Consider the following 20,546-nt stretch of genomic DNA (forward strand, 5'->3'; position numbering starts at 1 on the left):
ACTGATTCAGGCGTTCGTCTTTTTGCGTCCGCTTCACGTTCGCTCATGCACGCGGGCCAGTCGGCGCCGTCGCGCCGGCCCGGCGCCCGGACGAGAGGCCGAACGCGGCCGCCGCACCGGCGAACGCGAACCCGACGCCGCACACCGCGCTCCATCCGCCCCATGCCCACGCGCTGCCCGCCAGCGCCGCACCGAGCGCGCCGCCGACGAAGAACAGCCCGACGAACAGCCCGTTCAGGCGCCCGCGCGCGGCCGGGTTCAGCAGGTTGATCTCGCGGCGGCCGATCGTCTGGTCGACGATGACCCCCGCGTCGAGTAGCGCCGCGCCGCCGGCAAGCAGCGCCAGGCCGAGGCCGCGATGCGCGTGCGCGTCGAAGCCGAACCAGCCGGCGCCCGCAATCCCGAGCACGACGAGCGCCGCGAGCATCGTGCCGTGCGCGATCCGCTGCGCGGCCGGGCCGTATCCGCGATCGCCGGCGCGGCCGGCGAGCGGCGTGACGATCGCACCGCTGGCGCCGGCGAACGCGAACAGCGCGATGCCGTGCAGGTCGAGGCCGAACGGCGGCTGCGCGAGCCGCAGCCCGACGGCGGTCCAGAACGCGCTGAACGCGGCCATCGCGAGCGCGGCTGACAGCGCATGCCGGCGCAGTACCGGTTCGTCGGCGAGCAGGCGCCCCATCGACGCGAGCAGCGCGCGGTAGCCGGCCGTGGTCGATGGCGTGCGCGACGGCAGGCGCAGCGCGAGCACGACGGCGATCGCCGCGTTCGCGAGCGCGGCCAGCGCGTAGAACGCGCGCCAGCCGGCCGAGCCCGCGATCAGGCTCGCGAGCGGCCGCGACAGCAGGATGCCGAGCATCAGCCCGCTCATCACGTTGCCGACCGCGCGGCCGCGCAGCGCTTCGGGCGCCATCGACGCGGCCATCGGCACCAGCATCTGGATCACGCTCGACGCGGCGCCGGCGGCGAGCGTCGCCAGCAGGAACACGGTGCCCGACCGCGTGAACGCGGGCAGCGCGAGCGCAGCCGCGCATGCGACGAGCGTCGTGACGATCAGGCGGCGGTTTTCGAGCAGGTCGACCAGCGGCACGAGCAACACCAGCCCGGCCGCGTAGCCGAGCTGCGGCAGCATCGCGACGAGGCCGGCGAGGCCGGGGGGCAGGTGCAGGTCGGCGCTGATCGGGCCGGTCAGCGGTTGCGCGGCGAACAGGTTCATCACGATCACGCCGACCGTCGCGGCGAAGAACAGCGTCATGCCCGCGCTCAGCGCGGGCGGCGCGTCGGCGGGCGTGCGAACGGCGGCGGGACAGGAGTCGGCAGGGCAGTTCATCGGAAGCCTGGGGGGGCGGGTCGAGGGAATTCCCATCGTAGGCGGCCGATGTTTATGCGACAATTGAAATATGTCTAACATGATTATGCGAGTTTGTTTTGAATACGCGTGATCTCCTGGCGTTCGTCGCGGTGGTTGACAGCGGGTCGATGGTCGCCGCGGCCGCAAAGCTCCACCTGACGCAGCCGGGCCTGACGCGGCGTGTGCAAAACCTCGAAACGCTGCTCGGCATGCCGCTGCTCGAACGGCAGAGCAAGCCGCTGAAGCCGACCGCCGCCGGGCGCGACGTCTATGCGCTCGCGCGCAACGTGCTGGGCGCGGTCGATGAACTGATGGCGGCGGGCGCGCCGGACAGCGAGCCGTCGGGCGAGCTGCGCATCGGCGTCCCGCCGTTCCTGTCCGAGCTGGCGCTCGAGCGGCCGATCGACCGGCTGCGCGACGCGTTCCCGCGCCTGACGCTGCGCGTGACGGCCGGCTGGTCGCCGGCGCTGATGCAGGGCATCGAGCGCGGTGCGCTCGACGTCGCGGCCGTGATGGTGCCGGCGAGCGCGGCGCTGCCCGACGCGTTCACCGCGACGCTGCTCGCCACGCAGCCGACGGTGCTCGTCGCCGCGCGCGACTTTCCGCTGCCGGACGGTCCGCTGTCGCTCGACACGCTGTCGGGTTTTCCGTGGGTGCTGAGCCAGGACGGCTGCGGGATGCGTTCGGCGCTGAGCCGCGCGCTCGGCGCGGCCGGGCTGCCGTTCGACGTCGCGGTCGAGGCGTTCGGCTCGGAGCTGCAGCTGTCGCTCGTCGCGCGCGGCGCCGGCATCGGGATCGCGGCGCCGAACGCGCTGGCGCGCAGCGCGCATCGCGATGCGCTGAGGGTGGTGGAAACGGCGGGGCTGGAGACGCGGATCAACGTATGGATCGTGCACGGCGCGCTGCCGGGCCGCCTGGTGCGGCCCGTCGCGCTGCTGCGCGATGCGCTGGCCGAAGTGCTGGAAGGGGAGACCGGGAAGGGGTCAGAAGCAAACGAAGCGAGTTAGAGCGGGTGTTCGAGGGAAAATCCTTATTTTCTCTACGGAAATGTTGCGTTGCGGAAATTGATTCGCTATAGTGGCACCTGTCTCCTCCATGTCTCCTCTGATATGGATTCAGCCCGCCTCTTAGGCGGGCTTTTTTTTGCCTGCGATTTTGCCGCGGCGTTCCATTCGTCGTCCGTCGCCGGGCTCAGAACTTGTACGTCATCCCGACGTAGCTGATGATCGGGTCGGCCTTCAGGTCCGATTTCGACTCGGCGAGCACCGAACCGTCGGCCGCCTTGATCGTCACCGTCGACGTCGTCTTCAGCGGGATGTACGTCACCGACGCGATCAGCCCGAAATGCTCGGTCATGTTGTACTGCAGGCCCGCGTTGAACACCGGCTGCCATGACGACGACGCCTTTGCCTCCACCGATGTCGTACCCGGCTTGCCCGCGCCCGCCGCGAGAATCGCGCCGAGGTTGTCCTGCGTCTGCTTGATGAAGTTCGTGTTGAGCTGCAGGTCGCTGAACCAGTTGTACGACACGCCGAGGCCGAGGAACGGCCGGAACTTCGCGGTCGCCTGCCCGAAGTAGTACTGCAGCAGCACGGCCGGGCTCCACTGCCGCACGCTCTTCACGATCGGGTTGACCGACGCCAGCCCGATGTTCTGCGTGCCGAGCGCGCCGGCCGGGCCGGGCGGCTTGATCGTGCCCTGGCCCGACACCTTGAACACCGGCGGCACGCCCGCCACCGACGTGACCGCGATATGGTCGGTCAGGAAGTGGCTGATCGTCAGGCCGACGGTGTCGGCGCCGCTCGTGCGCAACCCGGTGCCCGGCGACGTGAACGACGGCGGCAGCCGCAGCGGCGTGTTGATCGGCGTCGGCGCGACGTTGGTCGTCATCGGCGTGCTGCTCTGCTGCGGCATCACGTGGAACCAGCCCAGCGTGACGACGTTGCTGCCGGCGCTCTGCGCGTGCGCCGCGAGCGGCGCCAGTGCGGCGGCGCCGGCCGCCGTGCAGAGAAGGGTTTTCTTCATCACGGCTTCCCCCGCTTACTGGACGAACGCGCCGATCGTGAAATACGGCGTCGATCCCGCGTTATCGAGGAAACCGAACACGCCACCCGAGAAGATGAACTTGCCGGTCGGCGACGTGCTGCCCGAACCCGTGTGGGTCGTCGTGACCGTGCCCGGCACCTTCTGCGTGTAGTCGAGGTCGAGCACTCTCGTGAGCGACGCCTGGGACGGCTGGAACGGATCGAGCAGCGTTGCCTGGGTGTTGATCAGCGCGGTGGTCCGGTAGTTGAACTCGCTGTCGACGCCGATGTACTCGCCGTTCTGCGAGCCGGCCGCGACCGCCGTCTGCGGCGCGAGGATCGAGATGCTCGATTCGTCGTCGGCGGTGAGGCCCGGCACGCCGTTGCTGTCCGGTGTCGGGTTCGGGTTCGCGACGCCCGTGCGCACGAGGATCGGCACGAGCTGGTTGCACAGCTTGCCGACGATCATGAAGCCCTTGCCCTGCGGCGTCGCCGACAGCGTCGGCTTCAACTGGCTGCTGTAGTTGTTCGACTGGAACGCGCCGCTACCGTCCGCGGACTGCACGAAGTTCGTGCCCTGCTGCGTGCACGCGCCGCCGGCGAACTGGCCGGTCGTGTCGCACTTGGTCCACGAGCCGTCCGCATTGATCGTCACCTTCGCGTCGATCGACGCGGGCGCGAAGTTCTGCGACGGCACTTCGCCGAAGCCGACATGGCTGTACGTGCCCGCGACTTTCGCGATGTCGGTCTCGATCGACGAGAAGCCGATGAACGGGTAGTACGGGAATTTCGTGTCGGGCACCGCGGCCTGGCCGAGCACGCCGCCGAACTGGATTTCCTTGCCGGGAATCGTGCCGCCGGCGACGCCGAAGCCGACGAAGATCCGTGCCGGGCGCGTCGAGTCGAGGCTCGCGCCGTTCAGGCGGAACGCGCACTGGTTCAGCTTGTTGGTCGGCAGCAGCGTTTCCTGTGTGAGCGTGCCGCTGTCGACGGTGCCCGCGCGGGTCGGCGTGACGGTGCCGGTCGTGCGCGGTACCGCCGATTCGACATACGTGACCTGCCAGGTCATCTTGGTCGTGTCGAGCTGGACCTTGGCGAGTTCGCCGCTGCCCGCGCCGCCGGTAAACACGGTGCTGTAGTCGAGCGACGCGGGACAGAGCCGGTCTTCGACGAGCGGGGGCGGGTTGTCGCTGCCGCCGCCGCAGGCGGAAAGAAGGGGGGCGGCAAAGGCCGCCGCCAGAATGAGGTTGCGCTTCATGTTGCTCCTCCAGATTTGTCTTGTGTGGCGGCCAGCTCCCTGTCGGCCGCTTCTGTTGCTTGTGCTCGTCCTGCGTGCGCGGTGCCGCGCGCTTCGTCCGCCGCGCGGCGGCGGGTGTGCCGCCGCCGCGTCCTCGATCGCTACTTGCTGATCTGCGCGCCCACGCCGAAGTACGGTGTCGACGAAGTCGTCGAGTTCGCCGACGTCGACGTGACGCCGCCGTTCACCGTGCCCTGCACGAGTGCCGCGTACAGCCCGCCCGTCGCGATCACCACGCCCGATGCGGACGGGTAGGTCGCGCCGCTCGGCGGCGTCGTCTTCGCGTTCAGCAGGCCCGGTGTCGCCTGGCCGTAGTCGAGCGTGAAGCCGTCTTCCTCGGCCTGCGTGGTCGGGTTGATGAACGATGCGTTGCTGCCGCGGATCAGGGCGGCCGTGTACTTGAAGTTCGAATCCGCGCCCGCGTAGCCGCCGTCGATCGAGCCCGACGTGATCGCCGTCGCCGCGCCGAGCACCGCGATGCCCGATTCGTCGTCGACCTGCGCGTCGGTGTGCAGCGGCGGCGTGCCGAGCTTCACGTTGCCCGTGCGCACGATCACCGGCACCGTCGCGCCGTTGAGCTGGCCGATCACCATGTGCGCGGTCGCCGATTTGCCGGTCGCGCCGACGATCGGCAGTTGCGTTTGCGGCAGCGTCTGCGGTGCCTTCGTGCTGTCGAAGTAGCCGCCGTTCGCGCTCGCCTTCCACGGATCGCCGGTCGTCTGGCAGCCGCCCGAACCGGTCGACGTGCACGCGCCGTTCGCATCGAACGTCTCGCTCGAGTTCGATCCCTTCGTCGCGTAGTTGCCCGATGGCACGAGGTGGTAGATCAGCGCGTTGTACGTGCCCGGCAGCTTCGACAGGTCGGTCGTCGTGTTCGCGAAGCCGAGGAACGGATAGAAGTCGAAGTGGCGGTTCGGCACCTGGCCGACGTTCTGCACGACGCCCGGGATGATCGTCAGCCCGTCGTACTGGATCGTCGCGCCCGGAATGCCGCCGCCCGCGACGCCCATGCCGACGAGCAGCATCGGCGGGTTCGCCTGGTTGAAGTCGGCGGCCGTCGAATAGGTCGAGCCGTCCGGCGCGGGGCCCGTGCCCGGCGTGAGGACGAACGCGCAGCGCGTCTGCTCGGCGGTCGGCAGCGCACCGGTCGGCGGGTGGATGACCTTGCCGGTGATCGTCGTGCCGACGCGGCTGGGCGTAACGGTGCCCGTCTTCAGCGGAATCGGCGATTCGAGCCACTTGAGCGTGTACGTCATCGCGACCGCGTCGATGTTGACGCTGACGATCTCGCCGCTACCGGCACCGCCGAGATACGTGCTCTTCACGATGTCGGCGTTGGCCGGACACAGCGAACCGTTGACGGGCTGTGACGGCGGCGGCCCTTGCGTGCCGCAGCTCGATCCGGAACATTGGGGCGCATTGATCGGCGCGAGCGCGCCGCCGGAATCCCCCCCACCACATGCAACCAGGAAAGGGGCAATGGCAAAGGCCGTTGCCACCCCCTTCGATAAGGCGTGCGACATGCCGCTGTCTCCAATCGTTTAATTGTGCGAGCTAATGTCGCCGCCTTGATTTTTGCTGTCAATTGATGAACCCGTCTAAAAAAGGCGATTGAAACGGATGTCGTGTTTTAAATCCTTGTCTGACACGGCATTCAGTAAGAATTAAAACGTGCGAGGGGCTGGCAAAAGCTGCCGGAGTGGGGGATGTGCCACGCGCGGAAGGCTGTCGAAGAACCTTCCCGCGCACAACGGCAGTGTTTAAAGCGGCGGTATCCGGTTTATCCCTATTCGGGATTGACTGGAGAAAGAAGGGGGGAGTTAATTCGCTGGTAATCGCGCAATGGAAAGCTTGTAAATATTTGTAAATGCGCGAACAGGATTTTATTTATTGCCTGATATGGGTAAATAAAAAGCCGGCCAGCGGCCGGCTTTGCATCGCACGAGAGGATGATCAGCGCGTGAGGCCCGCATCCTCGGCCGCGCCGATGGCGAGGTTCATGCACTGGATCGCGGCGCCCGACGCTCCCTTGCCGAGGTTGTCGAGGCGCGCGACCGTGACGAAGCGCTCTTCGTTGCCGAACACGAACAGGTCGACACGGTTCGTGTCGTTGTTCGCCTGCACGTCGAAGAAGCCGCCGTCGAGGTTCGCGTCCGCGTTGAACGGCGCGACGCGCACGAATGCTTCGTCCGCGTAGTATTCGGCGAACACGCGTTGCACGTCTTGCGGCGTCGCACGCTTCGCGAGCTGTTCGGGCGTGAAGTAGGTCGTCACCGCGAGACCCTTCAGGAACGGGCCGACGATCGGCGTGAAGATCGGCGGGTTCGCGAGGCCCGTGTGCGCGGCCATTTCCGGCAGGTGCTTGTGCGTGAGGCCGAGCGCATACGGGCGCGGGCTCGCGAGCTTGCCGCCCGGCGCCGCGTTCTCGTAGTCGGCGATCATCGACTTGCCGCCGCCGCTGTAGCCGGTGATCGAGTAGCTGTGCGCGGCGAACGTCGGCGCGACGATGCCCGCATCGACGAGCGGACGCATCGCGAGCACGAAGGCCGATGCGTGGCAGCCCGGCACCGCGATACGCTTCGACGTGCGAATCTTCTCGCGCTGCGCGCGGGTCAGTTCGGGCAGGCCGTAGGCCCAGTCGGCGCTCGTGCGGAACGCGGTGCTCGCGTCGATCAGCGTCGTGTTCGGGTTCTCGACGAGCGAGGCCGATTCGCGCGACGCGACGTCCGGCAGGCACAGGAACGTGACGTCCGACGCGTTGATCAGGCGGCGGCGCTCGTCGACGTCCTTGCGCTTCGCTTCATCGATGCGCAGGATCTCGATGTCGTTGCGCGCCGACAGGTATTCGAAGATCTTGAGGCCGGTCGTGCCTTCCTGGCCGTCGACAAAAACTTTGGTGCTCATTTCGCTCTCACTGAATGAAACGGGGGCCCGCGCCCGGAGATCGCCATTTTAAGACGTCATCCGGCGCGCCTGCACCGCGCGGGGCGAAAAAAAGACGGCCGGCGGGCCGTCTTGTGTCCCTTTGACGCCCGCCGGCGCGGGCGCCCGGGGCCGGCTCAGCGGCTGCCGGCAACCCAGCGGGCCGTCGCTTCGGCGACGCGCCGGCCAAATGCCTTCCCGGTCTCGAGGTCGCCCGGCAGCGGGCCCTCGTCGGGCGTCGCATCCGCCGGCGATTGCGCGAGCAGGCCCGTGGAGCCGCCGAGGTAGTTGATGTCGTTGCGCGTGGCCGCCTTTGAGTTGGCCGGCATCAGGCTCGTGCCGACCCACACCATCCCATGCTGCATCGACAGCGTGACGAAATATTGAATCGTCGAGAACTTGTCGCCGTTCATCGTCGCGGAGTTCGTGAAGCCCGCGGCGATCTTGTCTTTCCACTTCTGCGTGAACCACGCTTTCGACGTCGCGTCGGCAAACTGCTTGAACTGTGCCGACGGGCCGCCCATGTAGGTCGGCGCGCCGAAGACGATCGCGTCGGCCGCGTCGAGGGCGGCCCAGCCCGCGTCGTCGAGGTCGCCGACGGCGATCAGGCGTACGGTCGCGCCGGCGTCCTGCGCGCCCGCGTGAACGGCCTCGGCCAGTTTCTGCGTGTGACCGTAGCCGCTGTGATAGACGATGACGATGTTCGACATGAAGCGTTCTCCGGAAAGGGACGGGAACGGCGGCCGCAGCGGCCTGCCGCGTCACGCGTCGCCGGCGGGCGGCGCGACCGATGCGCGGCGTATGGGGCCGCGACCGGTGACGACGAGTCTAGCAAGCCGAAATGACGGGAAAACGCGCGCATGCGGCGCACTGAAATTCGCGTCGGCCGGCAATCGCGGCGTGGCGTCGCGTGGTGCCCGCTACTGCCGTCACTGCCCGTAGCTAACCGTGAATTGTGCGGTGCCGATCGCGAGCGTGCCGATCTCGTGCTCGAACATCGGCGCGGGGCGGCCCTGCGCGACGCGCAGGTCGCTGCCCTTCAGCGCGTAGACGGTGATCACGTAGCGATGCGGCTTGCCGGGCGGCGGGCACGGGCCGCCGTAGCCGTCGATCCCGAAATCGTTGCGCGCCTCGCTCGCGCCGATGCGCCGCAGGAAGCCGGACGCGCTCGCGTCGGCGGGCAGGCTCGTGACCGTGGCCGGGATGACCGCCACGGCCCAGTGCCACCAGCCGTGCCCGGGCGCGTCGGGATCGAAGATCGTGACCGCGTAGCCGCGCGTGCCGGGCGGCGGGTTGTGCCAGCTGAGTTGCGGCGAGCGGTTCGCGCCCTTGCAGTCGCCGCGATCGAACACGTTCGCGGCGCGGACGCGCCCGCCGGGCGTCAGGTCGTCGCTCGACACGGTGAACGGGCCTTCCGCATGAACGGGCAGCGTCGCGAAGACGGCGGTGCAAACGAGGAGAGCGATGAACGGAGACGGGCGACCCGATGGCGCAGGCGGAGTGATCCGGCGATCCACACGCATATGGCGCTTCTCCCGTCACGTGGGCCGGACCGATGCTCCCGGCGTTGTTGGCGTTGTGCGTTGCCCGCGTAGCTGATGGCGACGATGAATCAAGTCTAGCATTAGGGTTCGATGAGCGATGCACACCGCGACCCGCGGTCGCGACCGGTTCTTGCGCGGGGGACGACGGACGAAAAAAAGCCGCCTGCGATGAAGCAGGCGGCTTGTTCAGCCAGTGCGCCGGCATGCATGCCGGCGCGCTGTCACTCCTGGGCGCCCGTCGCGCCGCCGTGCGCGGCCGACCACTCGGCCGGCGCGTGCAGGAATTTCTCGACTTCGTCGAGCGTCTTCGTCTCGAAGTAGCCCGATGCCTTCGCGACGCGCAGCACGTCCCACCACGTCGCCAGCGCGTGCAGGTCGACGTCGATGTCCTTCAGGACCGACACGCTTTCCTTGAAGATGTCGTAGTGGAACAGCACGAAGCAGTGGTTCACGGTCGCGCCCGCGGTACGCAGCGCATTGACGAAGTTGATCTTGCTGCGGCTGTCGGTCGTCAGGTCTTCCACCAGCAGCACGCGCGAGCCTTCTTCCAGATGGCCTTCGATCTGCGCGTTGCGGCCGAAACCCTTCGGCTTCTTGCGCACGTACTGCATCGGCACCATCATCCGGTCCGCGATCCATGCCGCGAACGGGATGCCGGCCGTCTCGCCGCCCGCCACCGCGTCGATCTGCTCGAAGCCGATGTCGCGCGTGATCGTCGTTTCCGCCATTTCCATCAGCGCACGGCGCACGCGCGGATACGAGATCAGCTTGCGGCAGTCGATATAGACGGGGCTTGCCCAGCCGGACGTGAAGATGAACGGTTTTTCGGCGTTGAAGTGCACCGCCTGCACTTCGAGCAGGATTTTGGCGGTCGTATCCGAGATCGACTGACGATCGTAGCCTGTCATGGGCATTCCTTGGGTGATGAGCGAGGAGCGGGCGCGGGCCCGTGGCGCAGCACGGGAACCCGGCCGGGGGCCGGGGGCGCGATCGGAAGGCCGATCGCATCGCTGCGCGCGTAGCCGGCTATTTTACCCGATTCAGGCCGGTTTTCGGCGGAATTCGCGCAGGTTCGCGATCCCGCTCACCACCGGCGAAACAAGCGGGGGCGGATCGCTCCGATGCGATGCCGGGGATGCGGCGCTGCACCAACATGCGTCATGCGCGGGGTGTACACTAGGCGACCCTTAGAAATCGTTCAGTACTTTGTACTTTCCTCTTGCCACCCGCCAAGGTTCGATGGCGTGCCGACCCGGCGCGTCGCGTGCCGTCTCGCAGTCGACCATCCCCTCGATTCAAGCAGACGCGGCCGAAGGTGCTGTGTACTGAACCGTCAAAATTTCGCATGTCTCTCGCAGGTCAATCATGGACGAACAACTGAAGCAGGCCGCTCTCGCTTATCACCTGAACCCGAAACCCGGCAAGATTTCGGTCACCCCGACCAAGCCGCTGTCGAACCAGCTCGATCTGTCGCTCGCGTATTCGCCGGGCGTCGCCGCCGCGTGCGAGGCGATCCACGCCGATCCGCTCGACGCGCAGAAGTACACGTCGCGCGGCAACCTCGTCGGCGTCATCACGAACGGCACGGCCGTGCTCGGTCTCGGCAACATCGGCCCGCTCGCCGCGAAGCCGGTGATGGAAGGCAAGGGCTGCCTCTTCAAGAAATTCGCGGGCATCGACGTGTTCGACATCGAGCTGTCGGAGTCCGACCCCGACAAGCTCGTCGAGGCGATAGCGATGCTCGAGCCGACGCTCGGCGGCATCAACCTCGAGGACATCAAGGCTCCGGAATGCTTCTACATCGAGCAGAAGCTGCGCGAGCGCATGAAGATCCCCGTCTTCCACGATGACCAGCACGGCACCGCGATCATCGCGTCGGCCGCGATCCTGAACGGCCTGAAGGTCGTCGGCAAGAAGCTGTCCGAAGTGAAGCTCGTGTGCTCGGGCGCCGGCGCTGCGGCCATCGCGTGTCTGGACCTGCTGGTGAACCTCGGCCTGACGAAGTCGAACATCCTCGTCGCCGATTCGAAGGGCGTGATCTACGAAGGGCGCGGCAATCTCGATCCGTCGAAGCAGCGCTATGCGGCCACGACCGACGCACGCACGCTCGCCGATGCGATTGTCGGCGCGGACGTGTTCCTCGGCTGCTCGAGCGCGGGCGTGCTGAAGCAGAACATGGTCAAGACGATGGGCGACCGGCCGCTGATCCTGGCGCTCGCGAACCCGGAACCGGAAATCCGCCCGGAAGACGCGAAGGCCGTGCGCCCGGACGCGATCGTCGCGACCGGCCGTTCGGACTACCCGAACCAGGTCAACAACGTGCTGTGCTTCCCGTTCATCTTCCGCGGCGCGCTCGACGTCGGCGCGACGACGATCACGGAAGAAATGAAGCTCGCGTGCGTGCGCGCGATCGCCGAGCTGGCGCAGGAAACCGACCAGAGCGAGGAAGTCGCGAAGGCGTATGAAGGCCACTCGCTCGAATTCGGGCCGGAATACCTGATTCCGAAGCCGTTCGACCCGCGCCTGATCATCAAGATCGCGCCGGCCGTCGCGCAGGCGGCGATGGATTCGGGCGTCGCGACGCGTCCGATCCAGGACATGGACGCGTACCGCGAGCAGCTCGGCGCGACCGTCTACCGCACGGGCATGGTGATGCGCCCGGTGTTCGCGACCGCGAAGAAGAAGCAGGCCCGCATCGTGTACGCCGAAGGCGAGGACGAGCGCGTGCTGCGTGCCGCGCAGTTCGTGCTGCAGGAAAAGATCGCGCAGCCGATCATCGTCGGCCGGCCGTCGGTCGTCGAGATGCGTCTCGCGAAGATCGGCTCGAAGCTGAAGGCCGGCGTCGATTTCGAAATCGTCAATCCGGAAGACGACACGCGCTACCACCGCTACTGGCAGGCGTACCACGACATCGCTGCGCGCGACGGCGTGACGCCGGAAGTCGCGAAGGCCGCGATGCGCAAGTTCAACACGCTGATCGGCGCGATGCTCGTGCATCTGGGCGACGCGGACGGGATGATCTGCGGGATGATCGACACGTTCCACAGCCACCTGAAGTTCATCGAGCAGGTGCTGGGCCGTGCGAAGGGCGCCGAGCACTTCGCGGCGATGAACCTGCTGATGCTGCCGGGCCGCAACCTGTTCCTGTGCGACACGTACGTGAACGAGCAGCCAAGCGCCGAACAGCTCGCCGACATGACGATCCAGGCCGCGGCCGAGATCGAGCGCTTCGGCATCACGCCGAAGGCCGCGCTGCTGTCGAACTCGAACTTCGGCAGCGCGCCGTCGTCGTCGTCGCGCCGGATGGCCGAGGCTCGCAAGCTGATCGTCGAACGTGCGCCGAACCTGGAAGTCGACGGCGAAATGCACGGCGACGCGGCGCTGTCGGAAGTGATCCGCAAGCAGGCCTTCCCGGGCACGACGCTGTCGGGTGAAGCGAACCTGCTGATCATGCCGAACGTCGAAGCGGCGAACATCGCGTACAACCTGCTGAAGATGGTCGGCGGCGAAGGCGTGACGGTCGGCCCGTTCCTGCTCGGCGCGGCGCAGCCGGTCCACATCCTGACGCCGGCCGCGACCGTGCGCCGGATCATCAACATGACGGCCGTTGCCGCCGCGAACGTGAACACGAAGTAAGTTCGCGCCCGTGTGTGCCGCGCTTCGGGCGCGGCGCAATGAAAAACGCCACGGAACCTGCGTTCCGTGGCGTTTTTTTATCGTGAATCGCTACCGGCGCGGGCGGGCGTCCGGGCTGCGAACGCCCGCCGCGCGCCGTTACGCGACCTGCTGGTGCGACTGGCCGCCCGTCGGCGAGCGCCACTTCGCGAGCAGCGTGTTCCACTTCTGGCGTACCGCGCGCAGGTTGTTCTCCTTCACGTGGCCGTAGCCGCGAATGCCGTCCGGCAGCGCCGCGAGCTCGAGTGCGAGCGGGCGGTTGGCCGCGTTCAGCTTGGCCGTCACTTCGTCGATCAGCGCTTCGTATTCGCCGATCAGCGCACGCTCGGCGCGGCGCTCCCCGGTGCGGCCGAACGGGTCGAGCCCCGTGCCGCGCAGGAACTTCGCCTTCGCGAGCAGCCGGAACGCCGACATCATCCACGGGCCGTACGCCTTCTTCACGAGATGGCCGTGCGCGTCCGTCTTCGCGAACAGCGGCGGCGCAAGGTGGAACTTCAGCTTCCAGTCGCCTTCGAACTGCGCGGACAGCCGCGCGAGGAACGCGGGGTCGGACTGCAGCCGCGCGACCTCGTATTCGTCCTTGTACGCCATCAGCTTGAACAGGTTGCGCGCGACCGCTTCGGTCAGTTGCTCCTGCACCGTATCGCCGTCCGCCAGCGCGCGCTCGGCCGCGCGCACCTTGTCGACGAATGCCGCGTAGCGCGATGCGTACGCGGCGTTCTGGTACGCGGTGAGGAATTCCACGCGCTTTGCGATCAGCGCGTCGACCGCCTTCTTCGTGTGCAGCGCGATCACCGTGGCGCCTTGCGCGGGGCGCGCATCGCCGGCCGCGGCCTGCTTCACGCTGGCCAGGTCGTACGCGGCGCGCCGGCCCCAGTCGAAGGCCGCGCGGTTCTTCTCGACCGACACGGCATTCAGCTCGATCGCGCGTTCGAGCGATGCGAGCGTGAGCGGCAGCCAGCCTTTCTGCCACGCGTAGCCGAGCACGAACGGGTTCGTGTAGATCGCGTCGCCGAGCAGCGCGACCGCGAAGCGGTTCGCGTCGATGAAATCGACGGCCTCGCCTGCCGCCGCGCGGATGTCGTTCTCCGCGGACAGGCCGGGGAACGCCCAGTTCGGGTTCTTGATGAACTCGGCGGTCGGCGTCTGCGCGCTGTTGACGACCACGCGCGTCGCGTCGTGCCGCATCCGCGACGTGCACTCGTCGCCGGCCGTGACGATCGCGTCGCAGCCGATCACGAGGTCGGCTTCGCCCATCGCGATCCGCGTCGCGTGGATGTCGGTCGGCGCGTGCGAGATCTGCACGTGGCTCATCACGGCGCCGCCCTTCTGCGCGAGGCCCGTGACGTCGAGCACGGTCACGCCCTTGTTCTCGAGGTGCGCGGCCATCCCGAGCAGCGCGCCGATCGTGACGACGCCCGTGCCGCCGACGCCCGTGACGAGCACGCCGTACGCGCGGTCGATGTCCGGCAGCGTCGGTTCCGGGATCGGCGGCAGCGCAGTGCCGTCGACCGAAACCGCCTTCGGCTTCTTCAACTGGCCGCCCTCGACCGTGACGAAGCTCGGGCAGAAGCCCTTCAAGCACGAGAAGTCCTTGTTGCAGCTCGACTGATTGATCTGGCGCTTCGTGCCGAACTCGGTTTCCAGCGGCTCGACCGACAGGCAGTTCGACTGCACCGAGCAGTCGCCGCAGCCTTCGCACACCGCTTCGTTGATCACGACGCGCTTTGCCGGGTCCGGATAGGTGCCGCGCTTGCGGCGGCGGCGTTTCTCGGTTGCGCAGGTCTGGTCGTAGATCAGGATCGTCGTGCCGGCGATCTCGCGCAGCTCGCGCTGCACGTCGTCGAGCTGGTCGCGGTGATGGATCGTCACGCCCGGCGCGAGCAGCGCCTTCTGGCCGTCGTACTTCTCCGGCTCATCGGTGACGATCACGATCTTCTTCGCGCCTTCGGACGCGAGCTGGTGCGTGATCTGCGGCACCGTCAGCACGCCGTCGACCGGCTGGCCGCCCGTCATCGCGACCGCGTCGTTGTAGAGGATCTTGTAGGTGATGTTCGCTTTCGACGAGATCGCCGCGCGCACCGCCAGCAGGCCCGAGTGGAAATAGGTGCCGTCGCCGAGGTTCGCGAACACGTGCTTCTCGTCCGTGAACGGCGCCTGGCCGATCCACGGCACGCCTTCGCCGCCCATCTGGCTGAAGGTGCTCGTGCTGCGGTCCATCCACACGGTCATGTAGTGGCAGCCGATGCCGGCGATCGCGCGCGAGCCTTCCGGCACGTTGGTCGACGTGTTGTGCGGGCAGCCCGAGCAGAACCACGGCTTGCGCTCGGTCTGCACGTGCGGCTTCGCGAGCGCCATTTCCTTCGCGTTGATCACCGCGAGCCGCGCGGCGATGCGCGCGCGCACGTCGGACGGCAGCTCGAACTTCTCGAGGCGCGTCGCGATCGCCTTCGCGATGATCGCGGGCGACAGTTCATAGTGCGCGGGCAGCAGCCAGTTGCCCATCGGCACCGACCATTCGCCGCCGGCGCCGTCCTTCTCGTCGAACTTGCCGAACACGCGCGGCCGTTGCGCGTCGGGCCAGTTGTACAGCTCTTCCTTGATCGCGTATTCGAGGATCTGGCGCTTTTCCTCGACCACCAGGATTTCGTCGAGGCCGCGCGCGAATGCCTGCGCGCCCTGCGCTTCGAGCGGCCACACGCAGCCGACCTTGTAGAGCCGGATGCCGATCCGCGCGCAGGTTTCGTCGTCGAGACCGAGGTCGGTCAGCGCCTGGCGCACGTCGAGGTACGCCTTGCCGCCGGTCATGATCCCGAAGCGCGCGCCCGGCGAATCGATCTCGATCCGGTCGAGCTTGTTCGCGCGCACATAGGCGAGCGCCGCGTACCACTTGTAGTCGAGCAGCCGCGCTTCCTGCACGAGCGGCGGGTCGGGCCAGCGGATGTTCAGGCCGCCGTCCGGCATGATGAAGTCGGTCGGCAGCACGATCTCGGTGCGATGCGGGTCGATGTCGACCGACGCCGACGATTCGACCACGTCCGTCACGCACTTGAGCGCGACCCACAGGCCCGAGTAGCGGCTCATCGCCCAGCCGTGCAGGCCGAAATCGAGATATTCCTGCACGTTGGACGGGAACAGCACGGGCAGCCCGCAGGCCTTGAAGATGTGCTCGGACTGGTGCGCGAGCGTCGACGATTTCGCCGCGTGGTCGTCGCCGGCGAGCACCAGCACGCCACCGTGCTGCGACGAGCCGGCCGAGTTCGCGTGCTTGAACACGTCGCCGGTGCGGTCGACGCCCGGGCCCTTTCCGTACCACATGCCGAACACGCCGTCGTACTTCGCGCCGGGGTACAGGTTCACTTGCTGCGAGCCCCACACGGCGGTGGCGGCGAGATCTTCGTTGATGCCGGGCTGGAAGACGATCTGGTGGGCCGCCAGGTACTGCTTGGCCTTCCAGAGCGACAGGTCGAGGCCGCCGAGCGGAGAGCCGCGATAGCCGGAGATGAAGCCGGCCGTATTGAGACCGGCGGCGCGGTCGCGTTCCTGCTGGAGCATCGGCAGGCGCACGAGGGCCTGGATGCCGCTCATGTACGCGCGGCCGCGCTCCAGTGTGTATTTGTCATCAAGCGTGACGGACTTCAGCGCGGCTTCTAGCGACGCGCGTTGGCCTGCGTCTAGCGGGGCATTCATTAACAGTCTCCTCCACCCAGTTTGGGATCACCAAAACTCGACTGCTCCGGCGTCTTGTGAACGCGTCGACAGTGGCCGGCATATTGGCCGGTTTTAAGCGATGGTAGCACTGGGGCAAACCCGCCGCCCACCGGCCGGAATGCGGCGGCGCACCAGGAAAAAGGGCTTGATCATGCGTTACATCATGTAAATGCATGTAAAGCGGGCCCCATCTGCGGGCAAATGCCGTTAATCTTGTCGGCCTGCCGGAGGTGCCCGGCCGCGTCGGTTCGTTTCGACGCAATCGGGGAGGCGCCGGCAGTTTTACAGGAGGTGCAATGAACACACGTCATATCCAGAGTTTCCTGATCGTGTCCGCCGCGTTTTTCGCGATGACCGGCCCGGTGCGCGCGCAAGGCGCGAGCGCACTGGCGGCAGCCGGCGTGCAGATGCGTCAGATCGTGCCGGCCCAGGATGCCGTCGCGCAGCCGGCGGCCGAGCGCGTCGTCGAGTCGAAGGCGAACGCGCGTTGATCCGGTCGCGCGGCCTGCGGGCCGCGCCGGAAATGCCAAAAGGGCGGGAATCGTCGGATTCCCGCCCTTTTTTTTGTGCCGCCGGATCGTGCGGCCGGCCCGGTTGCCCGGGCCGCCGCGCGCCGGACGCGTCAGGCCTTGTCCTGCACGACGCCGCGACGGATCTGGTCGAGCTCGATCGATTCGAACAGCGCCTTGAAGTTGCCTTCGCCGAAGCCCTGGTTGCCCTTGCGCTGGATGATCTCGAAGAAGATCGGCCCGATCTGGTTCTCGGTGAAGATCTGCAGCAGCAGGTCGTCGCGCGCGCCGTCGATCAGGATCTTGCGCTTCTTCAGTTCGTCCAGCGATTCGCCGTGGTTCGGCACGCGGCGGTCGACCAGCTCGTAATACGTGTCGATCGTGTCGAGCAGCTTCACTTCCTTGCCGCGCAGGCCGTCGACCGCGCCGTAGATGTCGTTCGTGCCGAGCGCGATGTGCTGGATGCCTTCGCCGTGGTACGCATCGAGGTATTCCTGGATCTGGCCGGCCGTGTCCGAGCCTTCCTCGTTGATCGGGATGCGGATCTTGCCGCACGGCGACGTCATCGCCTTCGACTTCACGCCCGTCACCTTGCCTTCGATGTCGAAGTAGCGCACTTCGCGGAAGTTGAACAGGCGTTCGTAGAACTCGGCCCATTCCTGCATGCGGCCGCGATGCACGTTGTGCGTCAGGTGGTCGATGTAGGTGAGGCCGTGGCCGACCGGGTTCGGGTTCGCGCCGGCGATCGGCTCGAAGTCGACGTCATAGATGCTGATGTCGCCGATCGAGCCCGGCTGCGCGCCGTTCTTGCCGCGCCAGCGATCGACGAAGTAGATCAGCGAATCGCCGATGCCCTTGATCGCCGGGATGTTCAGCTCCATCGGGCCCGTCTTGTTGTCGAAGCCCCATGCGCCGAGTTCGAGCGCGTGCTTGTATGCCTTCGCGGCGTCCTGCACGCGGAACGCGATCGCGCAGATCGACGGGCCGTGCAGGCGCGCGAAGCGTTGCGCGAACGAATCGGGTTCGGCGTTGATGATGAAGTTGATGTCGCCCTGGCGGTAGACCGTCACGTCCTTGTGGCGGTGGCGCGCGATCGCGGTGAAACCCATCCGTTCGAACAGTTGTCCGAGCGCTTTCGGGTCCGGCGCCGTGTATTCGATGAATTCGAAGCCGTCGGTGCCGACGGGGTTGTCCCAGTTGGGGATCTGCATGTCGTGTCTCCTGTGCGGGGCGATCGGCCGGGGCGACGTGTGCGTGCCCGGCCCGGTTCGATGTCGAACGCGGCGCACGCGTCGGCGTGCGCAGCGAATCGGTACGTGCGACAAAGTGTAGCGGGCGGCCGCGAGCGGAAACTTGCGAACTTAATCGTCCATGCCTACGATGACGCAATTTCCAGTCTCTAAATAATCATTGGAGGGCAGAAGATGGCGCAAGCCGAATTGGATGCCATCGACCGGCGGATCCTCGCGATTCTTCAGGAGAACGGGCGCCTGTCGAACCAGGAGATCGCCGAGCGCGTGAACCTGTCGCCGAGCCCGTGCCTGCGGCGGATCCGGCGGCTCGAGGAGATCGGCGTGATCACCGGCTATGTCGCGCTGCTGGATCCGCAGAAGCTCGGGCTCGACCTGCTCGCGTACGTGAGCGTCCGGCTCGAGAAGCGCGGCGGCCTGGCGCCGGTCCGGGCCGACGAGACGTCGGCGCGCGCGGGCGCGACCCACGCGGAGCTGTTTCGCGCGGCCGTGCAGACCTGGCCGGAAGTGGTCGCGTGCCACGCGATGACGGGAGACATGGATTACCTGCTGCGCGTGCAGGTCGAGGACATGGCGCATTTCTCCCGTTTCGTGCAGGAGCATTTGCTGCATCACCCGTCGGTGATCGACGTGAAGACGAGCTTTTCGCTCGAATGCTTCAAGGAGACGACGGCGTTGCCGATTCGTTCGGTGCGCTAGCGCGCCCGGCGGCGGGAGGAGGGAAAAAGGGGCCGGGCGCGCCGCAGCGGCGCGCCCGGTCGGCCGATGTTACGCCGTCAGCGCGGCGGGCATCAGCGATTCGATGAACTTCGACGTGCGGTGCGCCTGGCGCTTGAGCGCGTAGTCGAACACTGCGGCCTGTTCCTGCAGCATCTCGGCGATGATCGTCGAGTGGTCGGCCGGTGGCAGCGACAGGTACGCATCGGCTTCGCCGTACGCGTACTCGATGCGCATCCCGGATTTCTTCGCGATGTGCATCATCGTCGCGTTACGCGACAGGCAGTGCATGTACAGCATCGTCACGTGCGTGTTGCGGCTGCGGATCGCCGCGCGCTCGAACAGCTTCGAGCCGACGCCGTGGCCGCGTGCGCTTTCGAGCACCGACACGCCGAACTCGGCCGTGCGCTTGTCGCCCTCGGCCGGCAGGTAGGCCAGGTGGCCGACGCCGATCAGTTCGAGTTCGTGGTCGAACACGCCGAACACGGTGTCGCGACCGAAGTCGATCGTGCGGACATAGTTCTCGATCACGTGGTCGGGCACCATCTGGCCGAAGCGCAGCAGGCGGTCCTCTTCGTCGAGCGAGAGAAAGTGGGTGAGCATCTGCTCACGGTCTTTGGAAGCCAGTTCCCTGACGAGAACCGGCGCACTACCGGCGGTGCCGACGACATCGGCATTGCCGTTCAATTGCGTGTTCATCGTGGGTTCCTCAATATGTGACCGTACAGCGGGTTGTGCAACGCAACAGCATTTTACCCGACCGTCGGCCCCCGGATTGGGGAAAACCCGTATTTAACCTTATTTATGCTGGAGGATGAATTCTAAATCCGCTTAGTTAATCCTGTATCTATATGATTTTTAACGGATTTAAAATTCATCGTATGAAATGCGCGACGGGCCGCCGCAGTGTGCCCGTCCTACAACGCTTGCTGCTGTGCGGCAATCAGGCCGCCGTCGACAGCCCGCGTTCGATCAGGTCGATCACCTGCTCGGCGAAGTCGCGGTAGCCGAGACGGCCGCCCGGCTTCAGCCACGTGAACGTCCAGTTGATCATCCCGAACACCATCATCGTCACGGATGTTTGGTTTTCCTTCGAGATACGGTCAGGGTACGCGCGCGCGAGCTGCCGCGTGAACGCTGCGACGATATCGCGCTGGCGGTCGAGCACGATCTCGCGCTGCGCGTCCTCGAGATACTTCACGTCGTTGAGCAGCGCGACGTGACGGCTGTGCGACGTCTCGTATTCGGAGAGGAACGCGCGCACGAGCTCCGCGAACGCGTCGCGCTCGCTGAGGCCGCGCCGCTGGCTCGCCCCTTCGACCTCGGCGATGATCAGCATCAGCCGCTTCGTGTAGCGGTCGAGCAGGTCGAACAGGATCGCTTCCTTGCTCTCGTAATAGTGATAAAGGCGTGCCTTCGACGTGCCGCTCGCGGTCGCGAGATCGGACATCGACGTGCTCGGGTAGCTCGTCTGCGCGAATTTCTCGGCGGCGAGATCGAGGATCTGCTCGCGCTGGGATTCGTGGTCGGGCGCTCGGGTACGGGCCAT

16 protein-coding genes are annotated in these 20,546 nt (G+C 66.8%); 4 read left to right on the top strand and 12 right to left on the bottom strand.

Annotation, left to right across the window (positions count from 1 at the left end; genetic code table 11):
* Positions 1–43: 43 nt before the first annotated feature.
* Positions 44–1,327 (bottom strand): MFS transporter, encoded by a 1,284-nt coding sequence (locus AC3WLY_RS34440; protein ID WP_492310694.1) that lies wholly within the window; start codon positions 1,325–1,327, stop codon positions 44–46.
* Positions 1,328–1,425: 98 nt separating this feature from the next.
* Between AC3WLY_RS34440 and AC3WLY_RS34445 the strand changes: the two genes are divergently transcribed.
* On the top strand, positions 1,426–2,355 hold the full coding sequence (locus AC3WLY_RS34445; protein WP_175964117.1) for a LysR family transcriptional regulator: 930 nt from the start codon (positions 1,426–1,428) through the stop codon (positions 2,353–2,355).
* Between the two features lie 184 nt (positions 2,356–2,539).
* Here the strand turns inward: AC3WLY_RS34445 and AC3WLY_RS34450 are convergent, their stop codons facing one another.
* From AC3WLY_RS34450 to AC3WLY_RS34480, 7 genes are all read right to left on the bottom strand, one after another.
* Positions 2,540–3,373: an OmpW/AlkL family protein gene (locus AC3WLY_RS34450; protein ID WP_492310695.1), complete on the bottom strand. Its 834-nt coding sequence runs from the start codon at positions 3,371–3,373 to the stop codon at positions 2,540–2,542.
* Positions 3,374–3,388: 15 nt separating this feature from the next.
* Positions 3,389–4,630 carry a DUF2957 domain-containing protein gene (locus AC3WLY_RS34455; RefSeq protein WP_492310696.1) on the bottom strand — a complete coding sequence of 414 codons (1,242 nt, stop codon included), beginning with the start codon at positions 4,628–4,630 and terminating at the stop codon, positions 3,389–3,391.
* Positions 4,631–4,770: 140 nt separating this feature from the next.
* Complete coding sequence (locus tag AC3WLY_RS34460) at positions 4,771–6,192, bottom strand: DUF2957 domain-containing protein (RefSeq protein ID WP_310139520.1); 1,422 nt, start codon at positions 6,190–6,192, stop codon at positions 4,771–4,773.
* A gap of 430 nt (positions 6,193–6,622) precedes the next feature.
* Complete coding sequence (gene argC, locus AC3WLY_RS34465) at positions 6,623–7,573, bottom strand: N-acetyl-gamma-glutamyl-phosphate reductase (RefSeq protein WP_175964114.1); 951 nt, start codon at positions 7,571–7,573, stop codon at positions 6,623–6,625.
* Between the two features lie 155 nt (positions 7,574–7,728).
* Entirely contained in the window at positions 7,729–8,301 is a 573-nt protein-coding gene (locus AC3WLY_RS34470) for a flavodoxin family protein (RefSeq protein WP_213263776.1), read from the bottom strand.
* Positions 8,302–8,520: 219 nt separating this feature from the next.
* Positions 8,521–9,114 (bottom strand): YbhB/YbcL family Raf kinase inhibitor-like protein, encoded by a 594-nt coding sequence (locus tag AC3WLY_RS34475; protein ID WP_310139527.1) that lies wholly within the window; start codon positions 9,112–9,114, stop codon positions 8,521–8,523.
* Between the two features lie 242 nt (positions 9,115–9,356).
* Complete coding sequence (locus AC3WLY_RS34480) at positions 9,357–10,043, bottom strand: orotate phosphoribosyltransferase (protein ID WP_034183954.1); 687 nt, start codon at positions 10,041–10,043, stop codon at positions 9,357–9,359.
* 457 nt (positions 10,044–10,500) lie between these two features.
* Here AC3WLY_RS34480 and AC3WLY_RS34485 point away from each other — a divergent pair, with 457 nt between their 5' ends.
* Positions 10,501–12,771, top strand: coding sequence for an NADP-dependent malic enzyme (locus tag AC3WLY_RS34485; RefSeq protein WP_492310697.1), 2,271 nt, complete (start codon positions 10,501–10,503; stop codon positions 12,769–12,771).
* Positions 12,772–12,909: 138 nt separating this feature from the next.
* On the opposite strand, the gene AC3WLY_RS34490 is transcribed toward AC3WLY_RS34485, so the two are convergent.
* Positions 12,910–16,500, bottom strand: a complete 3,591-nt coding sequence (locus tag AC3WLY_RS34490; protein WP_492310698.1) for an indolepyruvate ferredoxin oxidoreductase family protein — start codon at positions 16,498–16,500, stop codon at positions 12,910–12,912.
* A 317-nt stretch (positions 16,501–16,817) separates the two neighbouring features.
* Between AC3WLY_RS34490 and AC3WLY_RS34495 the strand changes: the two genes are divergently transcribed.
* Positions 16,818–17,012: a hypothetical protein gene (locus AC3WLY_RS34495; protein ID WP_072443204.1), complete on the top strand. Its 195-nt coding sequence runs from the start codon at positions 16,818–16,820 to the stop codon at positions 17,010–17,012.
* A gap of 131 nt (positions 17,013–17,143) precedes the next feature.
* Here AC3WLY_RS34495 and hppD read toward each other — a convergent pair whose 3' ends face one another.
* Entirely contained in the window at positions 17,144–18,241 is a 1,098-nt protein-coding gene (gene hppD, locus AC3WLY_RS34500) for a 4-hydroxyphenylpyruvate dioxygenase (RefSeq protein WP_072443206.1), read from the bottom strand.
* A gap of 213 nt (positions 18,242–18,454) precedes the next feature.
* On the opposite strand from hppD, the gene AC3WLY_RS34505 reads away from it, so the two are divergent.
* Positions 18,455–18,979 (top strand): Lrp/AsnC family transcriptional regulator, encoded by a 525-nt coding sequence (locus AC3WLY_RS34505; RefSeq protein WP_011655746.1) that lies wholly within the window; start codon positions 18,455–18,457, stop codon positions 18,977–18,979.
* A 69-nt stretch (positions 18,980–19,048) separates the two neighbouring features.
* Here the strand turns inward: AC3WLY_RS34505 and AC3WLY_RS34510 are convergent, their stop codons facing one another.
* Complete coding sequence (locus AC3WLY_RS34510) at positions 19,049–19,696, bottom strand: GNAT family N-acetyltransferase (protein WP_204425447.1); 648 nt, start codon at positions 19,694–19,696, stop codon at positions 19,049–19,051.
* A 244-nt stretch (positions 19,697–19,940) separates the two neighbouring features.
* Positions 19,941–20,546: a TetR/AcrR family transcriptional regulator gene (locus tag AC3WLY_RS34515; RefSeq protein WP_027783292.1), complete on the bottom strand. Its 606-nt coding sequence runs from the start codon at positions 20,544–20,546 to the stop codon at positions 19,941–19,943.

This window comes from Burkholderia sp. FW306-1C-G01B (assembly GCF_058781685.1).

Excerpts from the sequence above, each read along its gene's own strand:
- AC3WLY_RS34440 (WP_492310694.1), bottom strand. The coding sequence starts at position 1,327 with ATGAACTGCCCTGCCGACTCCTGTCCCGCCGCCGTTCGCACGCCCGCC.
- AC3WLY_RS34450 (WP_492310695.1), bottom strand. The coding sequence starts at position 3,373 with ATGAAGAAAACCCTTCTCTGCACGGCGGCCGGCGCCGCCGCACTGGCG.
- AC3WLY_RS34480 (WP_034183954.1), bottom strand. The coding sequence starts at position 10,043 with ATGACAGGCTACGATCGTCAGTCGATCTCGGATACGACCGCCAAAATC.
- AC3WLY_RS34505 (WP_011655746.1), top strand. The coding sequence starts at position 18,455 with ATGGCGCAAGCCGAATTGGATGCCATCGACCGGCGGATCCTCGCGATT.
- AC3WLY_RS34490 (WP_492310698.1), bottom strand. The coding sequence starts at position 16,500 with ATGAATGCCCCGCTAGACGCAGGCCAACGCGCGTCGCTAGAAGCCGCG.
- AC3WLY_RS34470 (WP_213263776.1), bottom strand. The coding sequence starts at position 8,301 with ATGTCGAACATCGTCATCGTCTATCACAGCGGCTACGGTCACACGCAG.
- AC3WLY_RS34475 (WP_310139527.1), bottom strand. The coding sequence starts at position 9,114 with ATGCGTGTGGATCGCCGGATCACTCCGCCTGCGCCATCGGGTCGCCCG.
- AC3WLY_RS34510 (WP_204425447.1), bottom strand. The coding sequence starts at position 19,696 with ATGAACACGCAATTGAACGGCAATGCCGATGTCGTCGGCACCGCCGGT.
- argC (WP_175964114.1), bottom strand. The coding sequence starts at position 7,573 with ATGAGCACCAAAGTTTTTGTCGACGGCCAGGAAGGCACGACCGGCCTC.
- AC3WLY_RS34495 (WP_072443204.1), top strand. The coding sequence starts at position 16,818 with ATGAACACACGTCATATCCAGAGTTTCCTGATCGTGTCCGCCGCGTTT.
- hppD (WP_072443206.1), bottom strand. The coding sequence starts at position 18,241 with ATGCAGATCCCCAACTGGGACAACCCCGTCGGCACCGACGGCTTCGAA.
- AC3WLY_RS34455 (WP_492310696.1), bottom strand. The coding sequence starts at position 4,630 with ATGAAGCGCAACCTCATTCTGGCGGCGGCCTTTGCCGCCCCCCTTCTT.
- AC3WLY_RS34485 (WP_492310697.1), top strand. The coding sequence starts at position 10,501 with ATGGACGAACAACTGAAGCAGGCCGCTCTCGCTTATCACCTGAACCCG.
- AC3WLY_RS34460 (WP_310139520.1), bottom strand. The coding sequence starts at position 6,192 with ATGTCGCACGCCTTATCGAAGGGGGTGGCAACGGCCTTTGCCATTGCC.
- AC3WLY_RS34515 (WP_027783292.1), bottom strand. The coding sequence starts at position 20,546 with ATGGCCCGTACCCGAGCGCCCGACCACGAATCCCAGCGCGAGCAGATC.